Below are 17,631 nucleotides of genomic sequence, written 5' to 3'. Positions count from 1 at the left end.
TGAGTTGAGGGGCGGTCACCTTCGGGTGGCCGCCCTTCGGCGTCCGCGGGGTCCCGTCGGCTCAGGAGATCAGCGCCCGCGCTCCAGATGGGTCCGCAGGTGGTGGAGCCGGGTGTGCGGGTCCGGGTGGGAGGAGAGGAGCCGTGCGATCACTCCCTCCTCCTCAACGCGGACGCCCATGGCCGAGGCGTCGGCGCGTGCGGTCGCCTCGCGGTGGAGATCCGCGCTCAGCACGGTCATCAGATGCTCCGCGAAGCCGAGTTCGGCCGCGTGTTCGTCCGCGCGAAGTTCCGCGCGGCGGGATACGGCAGCCACCAGGCAGGGTGTGACCAAGGGCAGGAGGACCAGGCCGTATGTGGCTGCGGCCAGGGCGAACATGGTGGCGCCGAAGACGCCGATCACCAGGGCGGCGACGCCCACGGAGACACGGTCGACGCGTGCGGCCAGCCAGCGCAGCAGCCGCCACGTGATCCGCGCGGGCAGTGTGTACCAGAAGGTGAGCAGTGAGGCCCAGGCGTGCCCTCCCACGTGATGGCCCAACTCGTGCGCGAGGACGCCGGCGAGCTGGGCGGGGGTGAGCGTCCTGAGCGAATGGCTGGTGACGCCGACGATGTGGCCGGCGGCCGCCATGGCGTTGATCCCGGCGCTGTCCTCGACCCACAACTGGTACGTGTCCCCGTCCACACCGGCTCGGGCGGTCACCTGGCGCCAGACCGACGCCAGCTTCCGGTCCTCCTCGGGCGTGGGGTAGCGCAGCCGGTACAGCCACCGGGCCAGGAGGCGTTCGCAGGGCCGGTGGAAGGCCAGCCCTCCGCTGACCACCCAGCAGCCGAACGGGATCCACCAAGGCGGCCCGAGCAGGACGGCGACGGCGTACGACACCACGAAGACGACGGCCGAACTTGTCAGCACCTGCGGCAGCTGGAGCGTCAGGTGCCCCAGCGTGGTGGCGTCCACACCCCGGTGGCGGGCCGATATGTGGACGCGTCCCGCGCGGGAGCTGAGATCGTCCATGGGGTCCGGAGGCTTTCGGCGGTGCTCGGATTCGTACGGGACGGACATGACGCTCCTTGTCGGGGTCTCGAGAGGAGGGAGGAGACTCAGGCCATGAGTGCGGAGCCGGGGAGCAGTACCGCGGCGCAGCCGAAGGCGATCAGGCCCGTTCTGATCCAGAGGTGTTTGCGGGCCACGATGCGGCTGGTCTCGGCCAGCGCCAGGACAAGGCCGAGGGTGGGGTCGCGCCCTGTCGCCGCCACGGCCGCGGCAAGGCTTCCGGTCCGGGCGGCGCGCCGTACGTCGCCGAAGTAGGTCAGAGGCAGGCCGGGCTCCCAGGTGCTCCTGCGGTAGCGGGGCAGTACCGCGAGCAGCAGCGCGAACAACGCCGTGACCAGCGACGCCACCCCCAGCCACCACACGAGCGCGGCGGTGGGGGAGAGCGCGGCGGGACTCCAGCGGTGTCCGCCGAGCAGACCGGCCATGATGCCCAGAGCCCCGGCAAGGACGGAGGCCTTGGTGTCGGCGCGGGCGATCTCGGTGCGGAGGTCGCCCAGCAGTAGCGTGCCCGCCTGTACCTCCGGGGCGCCCACCGGTGGGGACACGGCACTCACGCCGACGTCTCCGGAGCCTCGTCCTCGGGCGTCGTGCCCGACTTCAGGACGGTCGTCATCCACCTGGCGGTGAGCTCCCGTGGCTCCTGGAGCTGGTAACTCTCCAGCCCTTCCTTGTCGAGCACCCGGTCGATCAGGTGGCGCTGCGTCTCGATGAGTACCTTGCGCTCCTCACCGAGGTGTTGGAGGACGAGCCGGGTGTCGTCGGGATGCTCCGTCAGATGCAGCGCCAGGGCGGCGGCGTCACCCCTGTTCAGGCAGTCCTCGTAGAACTTGATCCTTTCTGCCCTGATGCGAGCCTCAAGCTGCTGCCGCTGGACCGACACCTCGTGCTCCGGCGTGGCGGCCTCCGCCTCGTGTCGTGCGGCACGTAGCCGCTCCTGGTGGGTGCGCTCGGTGGCGTCGAGCCGCAGCCGGACCATGACGGTGGCCCGCAGGCCCTGGTCGCCGCCGATCGGCGCGGCGTCGTCGAGTGCCTGCTGCACTGCCCGCTCGGCCAGCGGGCTCTCGGTGATGCCGTGACGGCGGCTCGCCGCCCGCATGGTCGGGACGAGTTCGCGAGCGAGGAGGCCGGGTACGTCCCGTTCCTGGCTGGTGACGAAGCGGGCCGGGTCCGTGACCCGCCAGGTGATCTCGGCGACGGCTTCGAACTCGAAGCTGTCGACCCGACTGGGCAGCTGTGCCCGTAAGGGGAACGTGTGCGGGTCGGTGTCCACCTCGTAGAGGGCGACGTAACGGCGGACGGAGGTGGGCCGGGCGGGCGGTGGGAAGGTCTCGTAGGCACCCTTGCGGGTGACGCAGACCAGGGTGTGATCGATCCGGCCGACGTGACGGCGGCCGCCGAGGCGCAGACGCGGCAGCTGGCGGACCCTGAGGACTGGGTCGAAGAAGGGGGTGGGCGGCGGAAAAAGTCCCTCCGCCGACCGGTCGGGTTCGTCGGGCTGAGGGCACAGGGCATCGGTGTCCATGGACATGCTCCAGGTGACGGGTGAGGGTCAGACGGTGCGCACGGCCGTGTCCAGCCGGTCGGCCACATCCAGCGCGTTCTCGTCGGCATCGCGCACGGTGTGCAGAAGATGGGTGATGCGCTGGTGGTTGCCCGGCGTCGCCGCGAGCGCCGGGAGCAGCGTGGTGAGCGCGACCTCGGACTTTCGGTCCTCGTCGGCCGTGAGCACCCAGCCGCGCAGGACGCGCAGGGCCCGGGAGGTCAGCTCCTGGTCACCGAGAACCGCGCTCCAGAAGGCGGTCAGGTGCCGGACGTCCACCATCTCGTCGGTGGCCAGGGCGCGGGCGTACCAGTCGAGGACGATCGGGCGGTCGCCCTCCTCCTCGTACTGGCCACAGGCCTGGACGAAGGCGCGCAGCGCGTGGGAGCGGACGGCACGATCATGGCGTGGGCCCTGGGGATCGAGACGCTCGGCCAGAGCGTGGAGCACCGGGCTCTGCACCGTGAGGAGCAGCAGTTCCAGGGCGTCCGCGAACTGCTTGTCCTCCTCCCTCCTGGCCTTCGCCTTCTTCTTCTCCTTCTTCGTCTCGTCTTCGTCGTCGTCCGTGTCCTCCTCGTCCTCGACGGGGCGGCGCACGGCGTCGAGCAGGGCGCGCAGGGTGATCTCGTGGTGAGCGGCGCCCAGCAGGCCGTAGGCGCGGACGGCCGTCCACCGGCGGCTGTGGTGATCGCCCGTGCACCAGTCGTGCAGGACGTCGAAGGCCGGGGGGACCTCCAGCAGTACGGACAGGGTCAGGGCGTTCGCGGCGATCAGCCAGGCGTTGAAGCTGTGCGAGTCGGCCCAGGGCTCGATGAGGTGGGCCATCGCGGACGGGAAGTCGGCCTGCGCGAACAGCGCGGCGGCGCCGGCCGCCCGGGTCCGCACGAGCGGACGTTTGTCCTTGGCGAGCTGCCGGATCCAGCTGACGAGCGCCGGTCGGGCCGAGGGGTGGAGGTTCCACACCTGGTGCAGCAGGAGTGGCGCGATCAGCTCGTCCTGGAAGCGGGCGACGAAGTGGCCGACCACGCCATGATCGGTGAGCTCGGTTTCGATTTCGCCTCGCGCGCGGGCGAGCTGGAGGCGGTCGGCACGGGAGGTGCCGAACACGGGGATGCGCGGGGACTCGTCGGGGTTCTCCGTCCGATGGAAGAGTTTGAAGAGTGGGTCGCTGAGTTCGGCGGCCACCGCGTACGGGGCACCGTCGAAGACGGACAGTGAGACGAGGAACGCCTTGTCGAAGAGGGTCGGAGTCTCTCCGGTGAGCCACCGGTCTATCTGGGTCCGTGCGGCCGCCTCTCCGTGGGCGGCCAGCTCCCGCTCGTCGATCTCGCCCCGGTGCAGCGCGACCACACGCTTCGCGAACTGGGCGGTCTCGTAGGGCGGATGCTCCCGTTCGAGGAACTCCTTGACGTACGGCAGTCCGCTCAACTCGGTCCAGGGTGCCTCGCCCACGGCCCGGGTGACATGGGAGCGCAGTACGTCCGACGTCAGCGGCGGCTCCCACCGTACGGAGGGGATCTCGCTCGGCAACGTGGACGACTCGACGGTGATGACCAGGTGGCCGCCGCCGCGCTCCAGTTGCTCGCGCAGCCCTGACAGGTGCGGGGTCCGCAGCGGGTGGCGGTGGCGGGTGGTCCAGTCGCAGAGGACGTACCCGAGGGGCGAGGCCAGCTCGTCGAGAAGAGCGGAAGGGGAACTGGGCGGCTCCAGTTCCCGAAGCTGCTCGATGCCGAGCCTGGACAGCAACATCAGCGCGGCGGACCGGCGTCCCGTCGTCTGCCCGCCGCTCAGGATGACGACGCGCTCGGCACGCAGCCGGGTGAGCGCGTCGTCGAAGGAGACGCCTTCCCGGAAGACGGCGGTCACCTCGTCGACCTCTGTCGGGGAGACCGGACCGGACGCGTGGCGCGGTGCCTTGCTGAAGCCCCCGGCATGAATGATCGTGTCGCCGAAGTGCGTGCCGCCGGTCTGCCCGAACTGGTCGCCGTCGACCAGGGTCGACGCGAACGTACGGGCCGCGTGCCTGACCAGATCCTGTCGTGCCTCCCAGGCCTTCTGCCGCTGTTCCGGAGCCTGGGAGGACTCCTCCTGTTTCTCCTCCTCCTTCCGTTTCTCCACGGTCTTCGCCGAGCCGAGCGCCGTGTCCTGGCTCATCGCCGCTCACCCCGCCGGCCGGGCAGGCCGAAGTGGAGGTCGCCCTGGACGGTGCCACCGGTCACGCCGTACTGGTCGCCGCCGATGTGCGTGTGGGAAGTCGAAGGGCCGAGGCTCGTGGCCGTCGGCGTTCCCTCACCGGCGGGCCCACCGGTACCCGCGGCCGTCTCCGCACCCGGCTCACCGTGCAGCCAGGCCACCGTCGGCCCCTCCTTCGTCTCCACGGTGACGCGATGGAAGTCGCCGGGGCGCACGCCCAGCGGGCCGTGGCGTACGACCCCTTGATAGACGGCCTCGGACACGCCCAGGACGCTGCCCGCGTCCGACTGCTTGAGGGCGTCGCGCAACGGGTCGGAGTTCAGCAGCCGTACCGCGTGGTTGAGGTCCGAGCCGACCCAGCCGTCGAGCTCGTCCACGGCGACGTAGCCGGAGGAGAGCACGATGCGCAGCCGTATCCGCGCGCTGCTCGCGAGCAGGCGGTTCTTGTTGTGCAGAAGTGCCGGCGTCTCGGTCAGGAGCGTCTTCAACAGCGTCGGCACGGAGACCTTGGCGTCGATGAGTTCCATGACGGAGTCACCGCGGTCGGCGCGCAGCCGGGCGGTCTCGTCGACGCCGGCGTCGACGAACGTGGCGTCGACGATGTCGTACAGGACCCGGCGCAGGAACGCCTGTTCCACGTCGTCGCGGCTGCCGAACTGCTCGATGTCGAAGAGGAGGATCGTGCGGAACACGGGGTCGGCCATGTCTGTCCCTGTCTGTCTCTCGCTTCCGCGAGTCGGTCCGTTGTCGGCACGCAGCACGATGGCGGGCGGACGGCGTGCGGCGGAGGGCCGATGACATGGACGATCTGTGACCGTGTGCACAGAAGGTCAGCCAGGCATGTGCGATCAGGCGGAGCTCTCGCCGATGATGCGGCGCAGGACGTCGGGGCGCAGGACGACGATGCGGCGGCGTCTGGTGACCACCACCTGCCTGGCCCGCAGCTCCTTCAGCAGCCGGGCGACCGCCTCACGGGAGGAGCCGACCGAGCCTGCGAACTCCTGCTGGCTGAGCCCGATGGTGAGTTCGACGCCCTCGTCGGTCCGGCTGCCATGAGTGCGCATCAGTTCGAGCAAGAGGACCGCCAACCGTTCGCGCACGGTAAGGGCGGCCCACTCGAGCCGTCGGCGGTCGGTCGACCGCTGACGGTCGGTGGCCAGGCCGAGCAGTTGGAGGGAGACCTGGGGGCTGCCCGAGAGGAACGCGGTGAACCGGGCCTGGTCGATGGCGACTGCCTCGATGGGGTCCATGGCCGTCACGGTGGCCGCTCGATGCCGCCCGCTGAGCGCGGCGCCCTCGCCGATGATGTCACCGGGGCCACGCAGGGCGAGCAAGGCCTCGTAGCCGTTGGCGGCGAGGGCCGTCACCTTGGTCCAGCCGTGCAGGAGCAGCAGCACATGGGTGGACGGCTCGTTCTGGTGCATGAGCACGGCGCGCGCCCGGAAGCACAGCGGACGACCGGCCGCCAGCAGGGCGACTCGGTCCTCCTTCTCCAGACGGGCCAGGAAGGGCACACGGTCGTCGAACCCGTCGTCGTCCCACGCGCGCGTACGCCCCCCAGCCATCCTGCCCCCTGCCTTCACCTGCGCCGATGTCGTTGATCCGCGACCAGTCAACGTACTTGAGGCGGCCAGGCGGGGAAGGAGCACCAATCAGCCGCTGGCCGACACTCGCTGTCGCGCCGTCCCGCCGAGCGGTAGCAGAACCGGGACAGAAGTGGTGCGGGGAACCGGTGCCGTACGCCGTGCGTTGCCGCATCATGGAGGAACTACCAGTCCGGGGGAGTGTTTCTCGTGTCGAACCCGTCGTGGCAGCCGATGCCGTGGCAGCAGGCGCAGGGCAGTAGCCCGTCCCTGCTCGCCGCCCATGCCGACCGTGAACGTGCCGTCGATGTGCTCAAGGCGGGCTTCAGTGAGGGCCGCCTCCCGCAGGACGAGTACGAGAGGCGCGTCGAGAGGGCCTATCAGGCGCGCACGGTGGGGGAGCTGGCTCTCCTGGTCGCCGACCTGCCTCAGGGGCCCTCAGCGATGCAGCCGAGCGCCATGGCGCCCATGGCGCCGATGGTCCCGAGAACCTTCATGCCGGCGCCCGTGCTGCCCCCGCCGACCAACGGCAAGGCCGTGGGCGCGATGGTGTGTGGTGTGCTCACGACCATGACGGCGGGGCTCACCGGCATTCCGGCCGTCATCCTCGGCCACACCGCCCGCGCCGAGATGAAGCGCACGGGCGAGGGCGGTGAGGGCTTCGCCCTGGCCGGCCTCATCCTCGGCTGGCTCTCCGTGGCCGGCTGGGCCTTCTTCCTCATGATCCTCATGATCGCCGGAGTGTCGTCGAGCAGCGGAAGCTGAGCGCCGACGGGGTTCGGCGGTGCGGATGCGTCCATCCTTGAACCCCGGATGCGTCCACCCTTAAACCACCGCCTGCCCATTTGTTTTGACCATAGCGAATGAGGTAGGTACGCTCAGACCTTGTGCCTGGGGTGTGCCCTGGCTCCCGTGCGTGCCTTCAACCGCACAGGGGGAGCCGTAAGCGGCCGCCGTACTCTGCGCCCTTTCTGCCTTGCGGCGGGAGTCTGCAGTTTCGACACACCCGACCGCGTGGGTCGGCGAATGTTTCAGGTTAGCTTCACCATTCGGCACACAGAAACCGGAGAAGTAGTGCCTACGATCCAGCAGCTGGTCCGGAAGGGCCGGCAGGACAAGGTCGAGAAGAACAAGACGCCCGCACTCGAGGGTTCGCCCCAGCGTCGCGGCGTCTGCACGCGTGTGTTCACGACCACCCCGAAGAAGCCGAACTCGGCCCTGCGTAAGGTCGCGCGTGTGCGTCTGACCAGCGGGATCGAGGTCACCGCTTACATTCCGGGTGAGGGACACAACCTGCAGGAGCACTCCATCGTGCTCGTGCGCGGCGGCCGTGTGAAGGACCTGCCCGGTGTTCGCTACAAGATCATCCGCGGTTCGCTCGACACCCAGGGTGTCAAGAACCGCAAGCAGGCCCGCAGCCGCTACGGCGCCAAGAAGGAGAAGTAAGAATGCCTCGTAAGGGCCCCGCCCCGAAGCGCCCGGTCATCATCGACCCGGTCTACGGTTCTCCTCTTGTCACGTCGCTGATCAACAAGGTGCTGCTGAACGGCAAGCGCTCCACCGCCGAGCGCATCGTGTACGGCGCCATGGAGGGCCTGCGCGAGAAGACCAGCAACGACCCGGTCATCACGCTGAAGCGCGCCCTGGAGAACATCAAGCCGACCCTCGAGGTCAAGTCCCGCCGTGTCGGTGGTGCGACGTACCAGGTTCCGATCGAGGTCAAGCCCGGTCGCGCCAACACGCTCGCGCTGCGCTGGCTGGTCGGTTACTCCCGCGCCCGTCGCGAGAAGACCATGACCGAGCGTCTGCTCAACGAGCTTCTCGACGCCTCCAACGGCCTCGGTGCCGCTGTGAAGAAGCGCGAGGACACGCACAAGATGGCCGAGTCCAACAAGGCCTTCGCGCACTACCGCTGGTAGTCGCAGACCCCATCGAGACCGAGAGAAGACTGAAGCCTTATGGCTACCACTTCGCTTGACCTGGCCAGGGTCCGCAACATCGGGATCATGGCCCACATCGACGCGGGCAAGACGACCACCACCGAGCGGATCCTGTTCTACACCGGCGTTTCGTACAAGATCGGTGAGGTCCACGACGGCGCCGCCACCATGGACTGGATGGAGCAGGAGCAGGAGCGTGGCATCACGATCACCTCTGCTGCCACCACCTGTCACTGGCCGCTCGAGGGCGTCGACCACACCATCAACATCATCGACACCCCGGGTCACGTCGACTTCACCGTCGAGGTGGAGCGTTCGCTCCGCGTCCTCGACGGTGCCGTGACGGTGTTCGACGGCGTTGCCGGCGTGGAGCCGCAGTCGGAGACGGTGTGGCGTCAGGCCGACCGTTACGGCGTGCCCCGCATCTGCTTCGTCAACAAGCTGGACCGTACCGGCGCCGAGTTCCACCGCTGCGTGGACATGATCTCGGACCGCCTGGGCGCCCAGCCGCTCGTCATGCAGCTCCCGATCGGCGCCGAGGCCGACTTCAAGGGCGTCGTCGACCTCGTGACGATGAAGGCCCTGGTCTGGTCGGCCGAGGCCGCCAAGGGTGAGATGTACGACGTCGTCGACATCCCGGCCACGCACACCGAGGCTGCCGAGGAGTACCGCGGCAAGCTCGTCGAGGCGGTCGCCGAGAACGACGAAGAGATCATGGAGCTGTACCTGGAGGGCGAGGAGCCCACCGAGGAGCAGCTGTACGCCGCGATCCGTCGCATCACCATCGCGTCCGGCAAGTCCAAGGACACCACGGTCACCCCGGTGTTCTGTGGCACCGCGTTCAAGAACAAGGGCGTCCAGCCCCTGCTCGACGCGGTCGTGCGCTACCTCCCCACGCCGCTCGACGTCGAGGCCATCGAGGGCCACGCCGTGAACGACCCGGAGGAGGTCGTCAAGCGCAAGCCGTCCGACGACGAGCCGCTGTCCGCGCTGGCGTTCAAGATCATGAGCGACCCGCACCTCGGTAAGCTCACCTTCGTCCGGGTCTACTCGGGCCGCCTGGAGTCCGGCACCGCCGTGCTGAACTCCGTCAAGGGCAAGAAGGAGCGCATCGGCAAGATCTACCGCATGCACGCGAACAAGCGTGAGGAGATCGACTCGGTGGGCGCGGGCGACATCATCGCCGTCATGGGTCTGAAGCAGACCACGACCGGTGAGACGCTGTGCGACGACAAGCAGCCGGTGATCCTGGAGTCCATGGACTTCCCGGCGCCGGTCATCCAGGTCGCCATCGAGCCCAAGTCCAAGGGCGACCAGGAGAAGCTGGGTGTCGCCATCCAGCGTCTCGCGGAGGAGGACCCCTCCTTCCAGGTCCACTCGGACGAGGAGACGGGCCAGACCATCATCGGTGGTATGGGCGAGCTGCACCTCGAGGTGCTGGTCGACCGTATGCGCCGTGAGTTCAAGGTCGAGGCCAACGTCGGCAAGCCGCAGGTCGCCTACCGCGAGACGATCCGCAAGGCCGTCGAGCGCGTGGACTACACGCACAAGAAGCAGACTGGTGGTACCGGCCAGTTCGCCAAGGTGCAGATCGCGATCGAGCCGATCGAGGGCGGCGACGCCTCGTACGAGTTCGTGAACAAGGTCACCGGTGGCCGCATCCCGAAGGAGTACATCCCTTCGGTGGACGCCGGTGCGCAGGAGGCCATGCAGTTCGGCATCCTCGCGGGCTACGAGATGACGGGCGTCCGCGTCACGCTCATCGACGGTGGCTACCACGAGGTCGACTCCTCCGAGCTCGCGTTCAAGATCGCCGGCTCGCAGGCCTTCAAGGAGGCCGCGCGCAAGGCGTCCCCCGTGCTCCTTGAGCCGATGATGGCCGTCGAGGTCACCACGCCCGAGGACTACATGGGTGAGGTCATCGGTGACATCAACTCCCGCCGTGGTCAGATCCAGGCCATGGAGGAGCGGGCCGGTGCCCGCGTCGTGAAGGGCCTCGTGCCCCTCTCGGAGATGTTCGGCTACGTCGGAGACCTCCGCAGCAAGACCTCGGGTCGCGCAAGCTACTCGATGCAGTTCGACTCCTACGCCGAGGTTCCGCGGAACGTCGCCGAGGAGATCATCGCGAAGGCCAAGGGCGAGTAACACACCGCGTTCAACGCACCGCGCGTACACGCTTTAGGCTTGACTCCGGAGCCTCGTGGGGCAAACGGCCGCAAACACGGTTGTTTGCCCCTGGACCCGGACTTTCCAGCAAAGATCACCTGGCGCCGATGAAGCAAGGCGTTCAGAACCACTCCACAGGAGGACCCCAGTGGCGAAGGCGAAGTTCGAGCGGACTAAGCCGCACGTCAACATCGGCACCATCGGTCACATCGACCACGGTAAGACGACCCTCACGGCCGCCATTACCAAGGTGCTGCACGACGCGTTCCCGGACCTGAACGAGGCCTCGGCGTTCGACCAGATCGACAAGGCTCCCGAGGAGCGCCAGCGCGGTATCACCATCTCCATCGCGCACGTCGAGTACCAGACGGAGACCCGTCACTACGCCCACGTCGACTGCCCCGGTCACGCGGACTACATCAAGAACATGATCACGGGTGCGGCGCAGATGGACGGCGCCATCCTCGTTGTCGCCGCCACCGACGGCCCGATGCCGCAGACCAAGGAGCACGTGCTCCTGGCCCGCCAGGTCGGCGTTCCGTACATCGTCGTCGCCCTGAACAAGGCCGACATGGTGGACGACGAGGAGATCCTGGAGCTCGTCGAGCTCGAGGTCCGTGAGCTGCTCTCCGAGTACGAGTTCCCGGGCGACGACCTGCCGGTCGTCAAGGTCTCGGCGCTCAAGGCCCTTGAGGGCGACAAGGAGTGGGGCCAGTCCGTCCTCGACCTGATGAAGGCCGTCGACGAGAACATCCCGCAGCCCGAGCGTGACGTCGACAAGCCGTTCCTGATGCCGATCGAGGACGTCTTCACGATCACCGGTCGTGGCACCGTCGTCACCGGTCGTATCGAGCGTGGTGTCCTCAAGGTCAACGAGACCGTCGACATCGTCGGTATCAAGCAGGACAAGACCACCACCACGGTCACCGGCATCGAGATGTTCCGCAAGCTGCTCGACGAGGGCCAGGCCGGTGAGAACGTCGGTCTGCTCCTCCGTGGCATCAAGCGCGAGGACGTCGAGCGCGGCCAGGTCATCATCAAGCCCGGTTCGGTCACGCCGCACACCGAGTTCGAGGCCCAGGCCTACATCCTGTCCAAGGACGAGGGTGGCCGCCACACGCCGTTCTTCAACAACTACCGCCCGCAGTTCTACTTCCGTACGACGGACGTGACCGGCGTGGTGACCCTCCCCGAGGGCACCGAGATGGTCATGCCCGGAGACAACACGGAGATGAAGGTTGAGCTCATTCAGCCCATCGCCATGGAAGAGGGCCTGAAGTTCGCCATCCGTGAGGGTGGCCGGACCGTGGGCGCCGGCCAGGTCACCAAGATCAACAAGTAGTTCCGTTGGTCTGACCTGGTAGCTCCAGCACCAGCTGAGCTCCTGAAGGGGCCCGTACGACTTCGGTCGTACGGGCCCTTTCGCTTGTCCTGTGACGCTTGCTCATGACGGGCGCCCCGTAACGCTTCTCGCGCGCCGGACCAAGTAGGGGTGACAACACGACCGACGACGAGAGGTGCACACCTTGGCACCGCACGAGAGAAGCAGGGGCGGTCCGCCGGGAGAGATGTACGACCCGGCCGCGTTCGAGATCTTCTACCGCCGCCACGTCGACGCCGTCACGCGCTTCATGGCCCGCCGGGTCACCGATCCGCACACCGTCGCCGACCTGACCGCCGAGACCTTCCTCGCGGTGATCGACTCCGCTCGCGCGTACCGGGCCGACCTCGGGAGCGAGACGGCCTGGCTGTACGGCATCGCGCGCAACGTGGTGGCTGCGGAGGCGCGGCGCAGCGCACGGCAGAGTGCGCTCGGCAGCCGGATCGCCGGGCGGCGGTTGCTGGAGGCCGACGACATCGGCCGGCTGGAGGAGAAGCTCGACGCGGAGGGGGCCGGCCGCCGGGCGCTGGCCGCCCTGGAGGGACTGCCCGACGGGGAGCGTGCGGTGATCGAACTCGTCGCCGTCGACCAGTTGAGCGTCACCGAGGCCGCCCAGGCGCTGGGCATACGCAAGGTCACCGCACGCGTACGGCTGCACCGGGCGCGCAGGGCGCTGCGGTCGGCCGCGGCGGGCGGGGACGGCGGACACGCGGCAGCACTCACGTACGCAGGGGGTAAGGCATGAGCGGGAAGACGGCGAGGACGTTCGAGGACCGGCTGCTGGACGAGCTGCGGCGCGAGATCGCGCTGCGGGGCGAGGACGGGCCGGTGCCGGCGGTGCCGGTGGTGCCGGTGATCCGGCGCAGGATCACCCCGCGCCGTGCGGTGGTCGCCCTCGCGGCGTGTGTCGCGGCGGCGGGGGCCGTGGTCGCGCTTCCGTCGTCGCAGGGCGGGTCCAGTGCGTACGCCGTCGAACGGCACGCGGATGGCAGCGTCACGGTCAGCATGGAGGACATCGTGCTGAGCGGTGACGACAAGCGGGAGCTGGGGGAGCGGCTGCGTGCCGACGGCATCAGCGTGACCGTCGACAAGCCCAGGAGCGGCTATGTCTGCGCGCAGCCTCGTGGTGAGGCCTACCAACCGGCCTGGGTCGTGGGGTCGTCGGGTGACGCCCCGGTGATGCCCGTCCACGCGTTCACTCTGCGTCCTGGTGATTCCCTGGTGTTCGAGGAGCCGCAATGGGGGACTCGGGACCGCGCACCCGCTTCGATCGTGTACGCGTTCAAGGGGCGGGTCGAACCCTGCCAGGAGGTTGTCTGGGACGGGTCCAGTGCCCGTAGGGATTCCTTCGACGAGAAGTAGGCCGAGCGGCCTGTACGGCGCCGGCCGTACGGCCCCTCGGGCTTCGGCTTCGAAACTATTCGGCGCGTTCGACCCGTTGTCCCCTCGCCTCACTCCCTTCACCATTTGTCATGTCGCTGAGCAAATTCCGTTTGCGGGATTGACCGGTCGAGGGGTGTGGCATGTCCGCGGACGTCAGTCGGAGGATCGTTCTGGGGGCGGGTGCGGGGCTCGCCGTGTCGCCCGCTCTGCCGGGGGTCGCGCGGGCGCAGGAGGCGTCGGCGGAGGGCCTGCCGGGGGCGCTGAGGGTCGCCGACCCCGGCGCGTACCTCTCCTTCGCGCCTGTGCCGGGGGCGTTCGCGCTGGTCGGCGCGGCTGTGGTCGTGAGCCCCGAGGACCATCCCGGAGTCGTGAGGGTCGCGGGCGACCTGCGGGACGACATCGAGCGGGTGACGGGGGTACGCCCGGGGAGTGAGGTCGCGCGGGAGGTGGTCCTGGTGGGGACCATCGGGCGCAGTCCGCTGATCGACGGGCTGATCGACGCCGGGAAACTGGACGTCGACGGGGTGCGGGGCAAGTGGGAGACCTCGCTGCACACGGTCGTCGAGCGGCCGATGCCCGGGGTGCGGCGGGCCTTCGTCATCGCGGGCAGCGACCCGCGCGGCACGATCTTCGGGGCTTACGACGTCTCGTACGGGATCGGGGTCTCGCCCTGGTACTGGTGGGACGACGTACCGCCGGTCCGCCGGGAGGCGGTGTACGTGCGGCCGGGCCGCTTCAGCCAGGGGACGCCGGCCGTGAAGTACCGGGGCGTCTTCATCAACGACGAGAACCCGGCGCTCGGGACGTGGGCGCCGGCGTACTTCGGGCCGGGGAAGGCGCCGGGGTACCCCGGGGGCTTCAACGCGGACTTCTGGGCCAAGGTCTTTGAGGTGCTGCTGCGGCTGAAGGGGAACTACGTCTGGCCGGCGGTGTGGGGGCGGGCCTTCGCCGAGGACGATCCGGAGAACCATGCGCGGGCGAAGGCCTACGGGGTTGTCATGGGCACGTCTCATGAGGCGCCCATGATGCGGGGGATCGAGGAGTGGAACCGGCATGCGGTGCCGGCGGTCAGGGACGCGTCCGGGAACGTGGTCACGCCCGGCCGGGACCCCTACGGGGGCACCGGGGAGTGGTCGTACCGGCGCAACGCCGAGGCCATCCGCGCGTACTGGCGGGACGGCATCCGCCGCATGGTCGACGAGGACTTCGAGGGCGTCGTCACGCTGGGGATGCGCGGGAACGGCGACACGAGCCTTCCGGACGGCGACGGCATCGAGCTGATGCAGGAGATCATCGCGGCGCAGCGCGGGATCATCGAGGAGGTGACGGGGCGTCCGGCGTCGGAGACCCCGCAGGTGTGGACCCTCTACAAGGAGGTCCAGCGCTACTGGGACCGGGGCCTGAGGGCGCCGGAGGACGTGACCGTCGTCCTCACGGACGACAACTGGGGGAACATCCGCAAGCATCCGGACCCCGGGGAGCCCGTACGACCCGGGGGTTACGGGCTGTACTACCACTTCGACTACGTCGGGGTCGGGCGCAACTACAAGTGGGTCGACACGGCCAACCTGGCGAACCTCTGGGAACAGCTGCACGAGGCGGACGCCTACGGCAACCACGGCCTGTGGGTGGTGAACGTCGGCGACCTGAAGGGCAACGAGCTGCCGACCGGCTTCTTCCTCGACTACGCCTGGAATCCCCGGCGTTGGGGGCTGGAGAACCTGGAGGAGTGGGAGCGGGGGTTCGCGCGGCAGCACTTCGGGGAGGCGGCCGCCGCGGAGATCGCCGAAGTGCTGAGCGCGTACGGACAGCTTCAGGCGCGCCGCAAGCCCGAGTTGCTGAACCGGCGGATCACCCTCGACGCGACGAAGGACCCCACGAAGGACGAGCGGGCGATCGTCTACGACGACCAGGAGACGCCGTACTACTTCGGCCACCGTGAGCTGGAACGCGTCACCGAGGAGTGGCGGGCGCTGGCGAAGCGGGCCGAGCGGGTGGGGCGGCGGCTTCCGGCGGCCGCGCGGGACGCGTGGTTCGAGCTGGTCGGGTACGAGGTGGAGGCGACCGCGAACCTGTACGGGCTGCGGGAGGCCGAGTTCCACAACCTGCTGTACGCGGGGCAGGGGCGGGCGGCGACGAACCGTATGGCGGACGAGGCGGAGCAGGGTCTGGAGCGGGACTTCGCGCTGGCCGATCGCTTCAACTCCGAGGTGGCGGGCGGGAAGTGGCGGGGCTTCCAGACCCAGCCGCACATCGGGTACGGGGATGTGGAGCGGTACGGGCCCAACGCCGGATGGCAGCAGCCGGAGAAGGACCATGTGGCCCTGCCGGACGAGATCTTTCCCAAGGTGCGGCGGATCGAGGTGCCGGAGGCCGCGGAACTCGGGGTGTCGGTGGACGGTGCCGAGGACTCGGGGGAGTGGTGGCCGGGATCGGCGACGGAGGCCGTCCTTCCGGTGTTCAGCCCGTACCAGACCCGGCCCCAGCAGTACGTGGAGATCTTCAACCGGGGGCGTACCCCCTTCTCGTACCGGATCGAGTCGTCGGTGCCGTGGCTGGTGGTGGAGCGGGCGCGGGGGCGGGTCGAGGAGCAGGTACGGGTGGCGGTGCGGGTGGACTGGGGACGGCTGCCGGACGGTGGGGGCCGCGTGGAGGGGGCGTTGACGGTGAGCGGGGCGGGGGCCTCGGTCACCGTGAAGGCCGTCGCCCAGAGGCCGTCGGCGCGGGTGGAGCGGGGGCTGCGGGGGTTCGTCGAGGCGGGCGGCTATGTGGCGATCGACGCGGAGCACTACGCGCGGGCGACGGGGTCGGCCGACGGGCGCGTGCGCTGGCGCCGGATCGAGCGGATCGGACGTACGGGGGCGGGGGTGACGCCGTGGCCCGTGACGGCGGCTCGCCAGACGCCGGGCGGGGCGGGGCCGCGGCTGGAGTATGAGGTCAGTCTCCTGTCGGCCGTGGACGAGGTGACGGTCCGGGCGTACGTCTCGCCGAGGAATCCGACGCTTCCGACGGGCGGTCTGCGGTACGGGGTGTCGTTCGACGGCGAAGAACCCCAGGTCGTCGACATCAACGCCGCCACCGGGGCCGACGACGGGCTCATGAACAAGCAGTGGGCGCGCAACACCTCGGACAACGTGAACGTGACGGCGACCCGGCACGCGGTCGCCGGGCCCGGGGTGCGTCGGCTGACGTTCTGGATGGTCGATCCGACGGTGGTGCTGCAGCGCTTGGTGATCGACACGGGTGGGTTGACGTCGACGTATCTGGGGCCGCTGGAGAGCCGCCGGATCTGAGAAGGGACCTGTTGATGACGTACCTGAACCGCTTTCGCCTGCCCGTGCTCGGGGTGGTCGCCGGAGCCCTGCTGTCCACGGTGGTGGCCGTGCAGCCGGCCTCGGCGCACGGAGTTCAGCCCGGCCCGTCGTTGAGGGCGCTCGCCGACCGGGCCGGCGTACGCGTCGGCACGGCCGTCGACATGGCCGCCCTCGCGGACGACCGGACGTACCGCAGAACGACGGTCCGTGAGTTCAACTCGGTGACCGCCGAGAACGTCATGAAGTGGGAGTCGGTGGAGCCGCGGCGGGGGGTGTACGACTGGAAGGCCGCCGACGACCTGGTCCGTTTCGCGCGGGCGAACGGGCAGGTGGTGCGCGGCCACACCCTGGTCTGGCACAGCCAGCTGCCGGGCTGGCTGACGGCCGGGGTGGCGGACGGCACGATCGGCGCGGCGGAGCTGCGCGGCATCCTCAGGAACCACATCACCACCGAGGTGAAGCGGTACAAGGGGAAGATCCAGCAGTGGGACGTGGTCAACGAGGTCTTCGAGGAGGACGGCAGTCTGCGGAACTCGATCTGGCTGCGTGAGCTGGGTCCGTCGTACATCGCGGACGCCTTCCGCTGGGCGCACGCCGCCGACCCGAAGGCGAAGCTCTTCCTCAACGACTACAACGTGGAGGGCGTCAACGCGAAGTCCACGGCGTACTACGAACTGGCGAAACGGTTGCGCGCGGAGGGCGTACCGGTGCAGGGCTTCGGCGCGCAGGGGCACCTCGCGATCCAGTACGGCTTCCCGGGGCAGGTCGCCGAAAACCTGGCCCGCTTCGAGGCGCTGGGCATGCGGACGGCGTTCACGGAGGTGGACGTGCGGATGATCCTGCCGGTGGACGAGGCCAAGCAGGCCACCCAGGCGGAGTACTACCGCCGCCTGCTGGACGCCTGTCTGGGCGCCCGCAGCTGCGGGTCCTTCACCGTGTGGGGCTTCACGGACAGGTACTCCTGGGTGCCGGGCGTCTTCGAGGGCCAGGGGGCGGCCACGCCGATGGACGAGGAGTACGGGCGGAAGCCGGCGTACGGGGCGCTGCGGGAGGGGCTGGCGGCGGGGAGGTGACCGGC

At 69.2% G+C, this 17,631-nt stretch carries 15 protein-coding genes; 9 read left to right on the top strand and 6 right to left on the bottom strand.

The window, feature by feature from the left end; genetic code table 11:
- Positions 1-69 precede the first annotated feature (69 nt).
- The 6 genes from K1J60_RS17410 to K1J60_RS17385 form a co-directional block, all read right to left on the bottom strand.
- Positions 70-1,062, bottom strand: a complete 993-nt coding sequence (locus K1J60_RS17410) for a M48 family metalloprotease (protein ID WP_220647006.1) — start codon at positions 1,060-1,062, stop codon at positions 70-72.
- Positions 1,063-1,100: 38 nt separating this feature from the next.
- Positions 1,101-1,607 (bottom strand): Pycsar system effector family protein, encoded by a 507-nt coding sequence (locus K1J60_RS17405; RefSeq protein WP_398683243.1) that lies wholly within the window; start codon positions 1,605-1,607, stop codon positions 1,101-1,103.
- Positions 1,604-2,575, bottom strand: a complete 972-nt coding sequence (locus tag K1J60_RS17400) for a hypothetical protein (RefSeq protein WP_220647005.1) — start codon at positions 2,573-2,575, stop codon at positions 1,604-1,606. The genes K1J60_RS17405 and K1J60_RS17400 overlap by 4 nt, the downstream gene beginning before the upstream one ends.
- Before the next feature lie 27 nt (positions 2,576-2,602).
- Positions 2,603-4,747, bottom strand: a complete 2,145-nt coding sequence (locus tag K1J60_RS17395; protein WP_220647004.1) for a hypothetical protein — start codon at positions 4,745-4,747, stop codon at positions 2,603-2,605.
- On the bottom strand, positions 4,744-5,490 hold the full coding sequence (locus K1J60_RS17390) for a hypothetical protein (protein ID WP_220647003.1): 747 nt from the start codon (positions 5,488-5,490) through the stop codon (positions 4,744-4,746). Before K1J60_RS17390 ends, K1J60_RS17395 begins: the two co-directional genes overlap by 4 nt.
- A 144-nt stretch (positions 5,491-5,634) precedes the next feature.
- On the bottom strand, positions 5,635-6,351 hold the full coding sequence (locus K1J60_RS17385; protein WP_220647002.1) for a Crp/Fnr family transcriptional regulator: 717 nt from the start codon (positions 6,349-6,351) through the stop codon (positions 5,635-5,637).
- Between the two features lie 252 nt (positions 6,352-6,603).
- On the opposite strand from K1J60_RS17385, the gene K1J60_RS17380 reads away from it, so the two are divergent.
- The 9 genes from K1J60_RS17380 to K1J60_RS17340 all read left to right on the top strand — a co-directional run bounded on the left by K1J60_RS17380 (position 6,604) and on the right by K1J60_RS17340 (position 17,626).
- The gene (locus K1J60_RS17380) at positions 6,604-7,134 is read left to right on the top strand and encodes a DUF1707 and DUF4190 domain-containing protein (protein ID WP_220651515.1); all 531 of its coding nucleotides are present in this window, start codon (positions 6,604-6,606) and stop codon (positions 7,132-7,134) included.
- A 309-nt stretch (positions 7,135-7,443) separates the two neighbouring features.
- A complete protein-coding gene (gene rpsL / locus K1J60_RS17375) occupies positions 7,444-7,815 on the top strand; it encodes a 30S ribosomal protein S12 (protein ID WP_003948652.1) in 372 nt (123 codons plus the stop codon).
- 2 nt (positions 7,816-7,817) lie between these two features.
- Complete coding sequence (gene rpsG, locus K1J60_RS17370) at positions 7,818-8,288, top strand: 30S ribosomal protein S7 (protein ID WP_005481264.1); 471 nt, start codon at positions 7,818-7,820, stop codon at positions 8,286-8,288.
- A gap of 39 nt (positions 8,289-8,327) precedes the next feature.
- A complete protein-coding gene (gene fusA, locus K1J60_RS17365) occupies positions 8,328-10,454 on the top strand; it encodes an elongation factor G (RefSeq protein WP_220647001.1) in 2,127 nt (708 codons plus the stop codon).
- A 169-nt stretch (positions 10,455-10,623) separates the two neighbouring features.
- Positions 10,624-11,817 carry an elongation factor Tu gene (gene tuf, locus K1J60_RS17360; protein WP_033528329.1) on the top strand — a complete coding sequence of 398 codons (1,194 nt, stop codon included), beginning with the start codon at positions 10,624-10,626 and terminating at the stop codon, positions 11,815-11,817.
- A gap of 226 nt (positions 11,818-12,043) precedes the next feature.
- Positions 12,044-12,601 (top strand): RNA polymerase sigma factor, encoded by a 558-nt coding sequence (locus tag K1J60_RS17355; protein WP_220651514.1) that lies wholly within the window; start codon positions 12,044-12,046, stop codon positions 12,599-12,601.
- Complete coding sequence (locus tag K1J60_RS17350) at positions 12,598-13,218, top strand: hypothetical protein (protein ID WP_220647000.1); 621 nt, start codon at positions 12,598-12,600, stop codon at positions 13,216-13,218. Before K1J60_RS17355 ends, K1J60_RS17350 begins: the two co-directional genes overlap by 4 nt.
- Positions 13,219-13,379: 161 nt before the next feature.
- Positions 13,380-16,532 (top strand): glycosyl hydrolase 115 family protein, encoded by a 3,153-nt coding sequence (locus tag K1J60_RS17345; protein ID WP_220646999.1) that lies wholly within the window; start codon positions 13,380-13,382, stop codon positions 16,530-16,532.
- A gap of 14 nt (positions 16,533-16,546) precedes the next feature.
- Entirely contained in the window at positions 16,547-17,626 is a 1,080-nt protein-coding gene (locus K1J60_RS17340; protein WP_220646998.1) for an endo-1,4-beta-xylanase, read from the top strand.
- Positions 17,627-17,631: the final 5 nt, after the last annotated feature.

It is taken from the genome of Streptomyces akebiae (assembly GCF_019599145.1).
Lineage (GTDB): Bacteria > Actinomycetota > Actinomycetes > Streptomycetales > Streptomycetaceae > Streptomyces > Streptomyces akebiae.
Note: the sequence above shows the minus strand (reverse complement) of the source record. Positions and strands in the feature narration are given on the sequence as shown.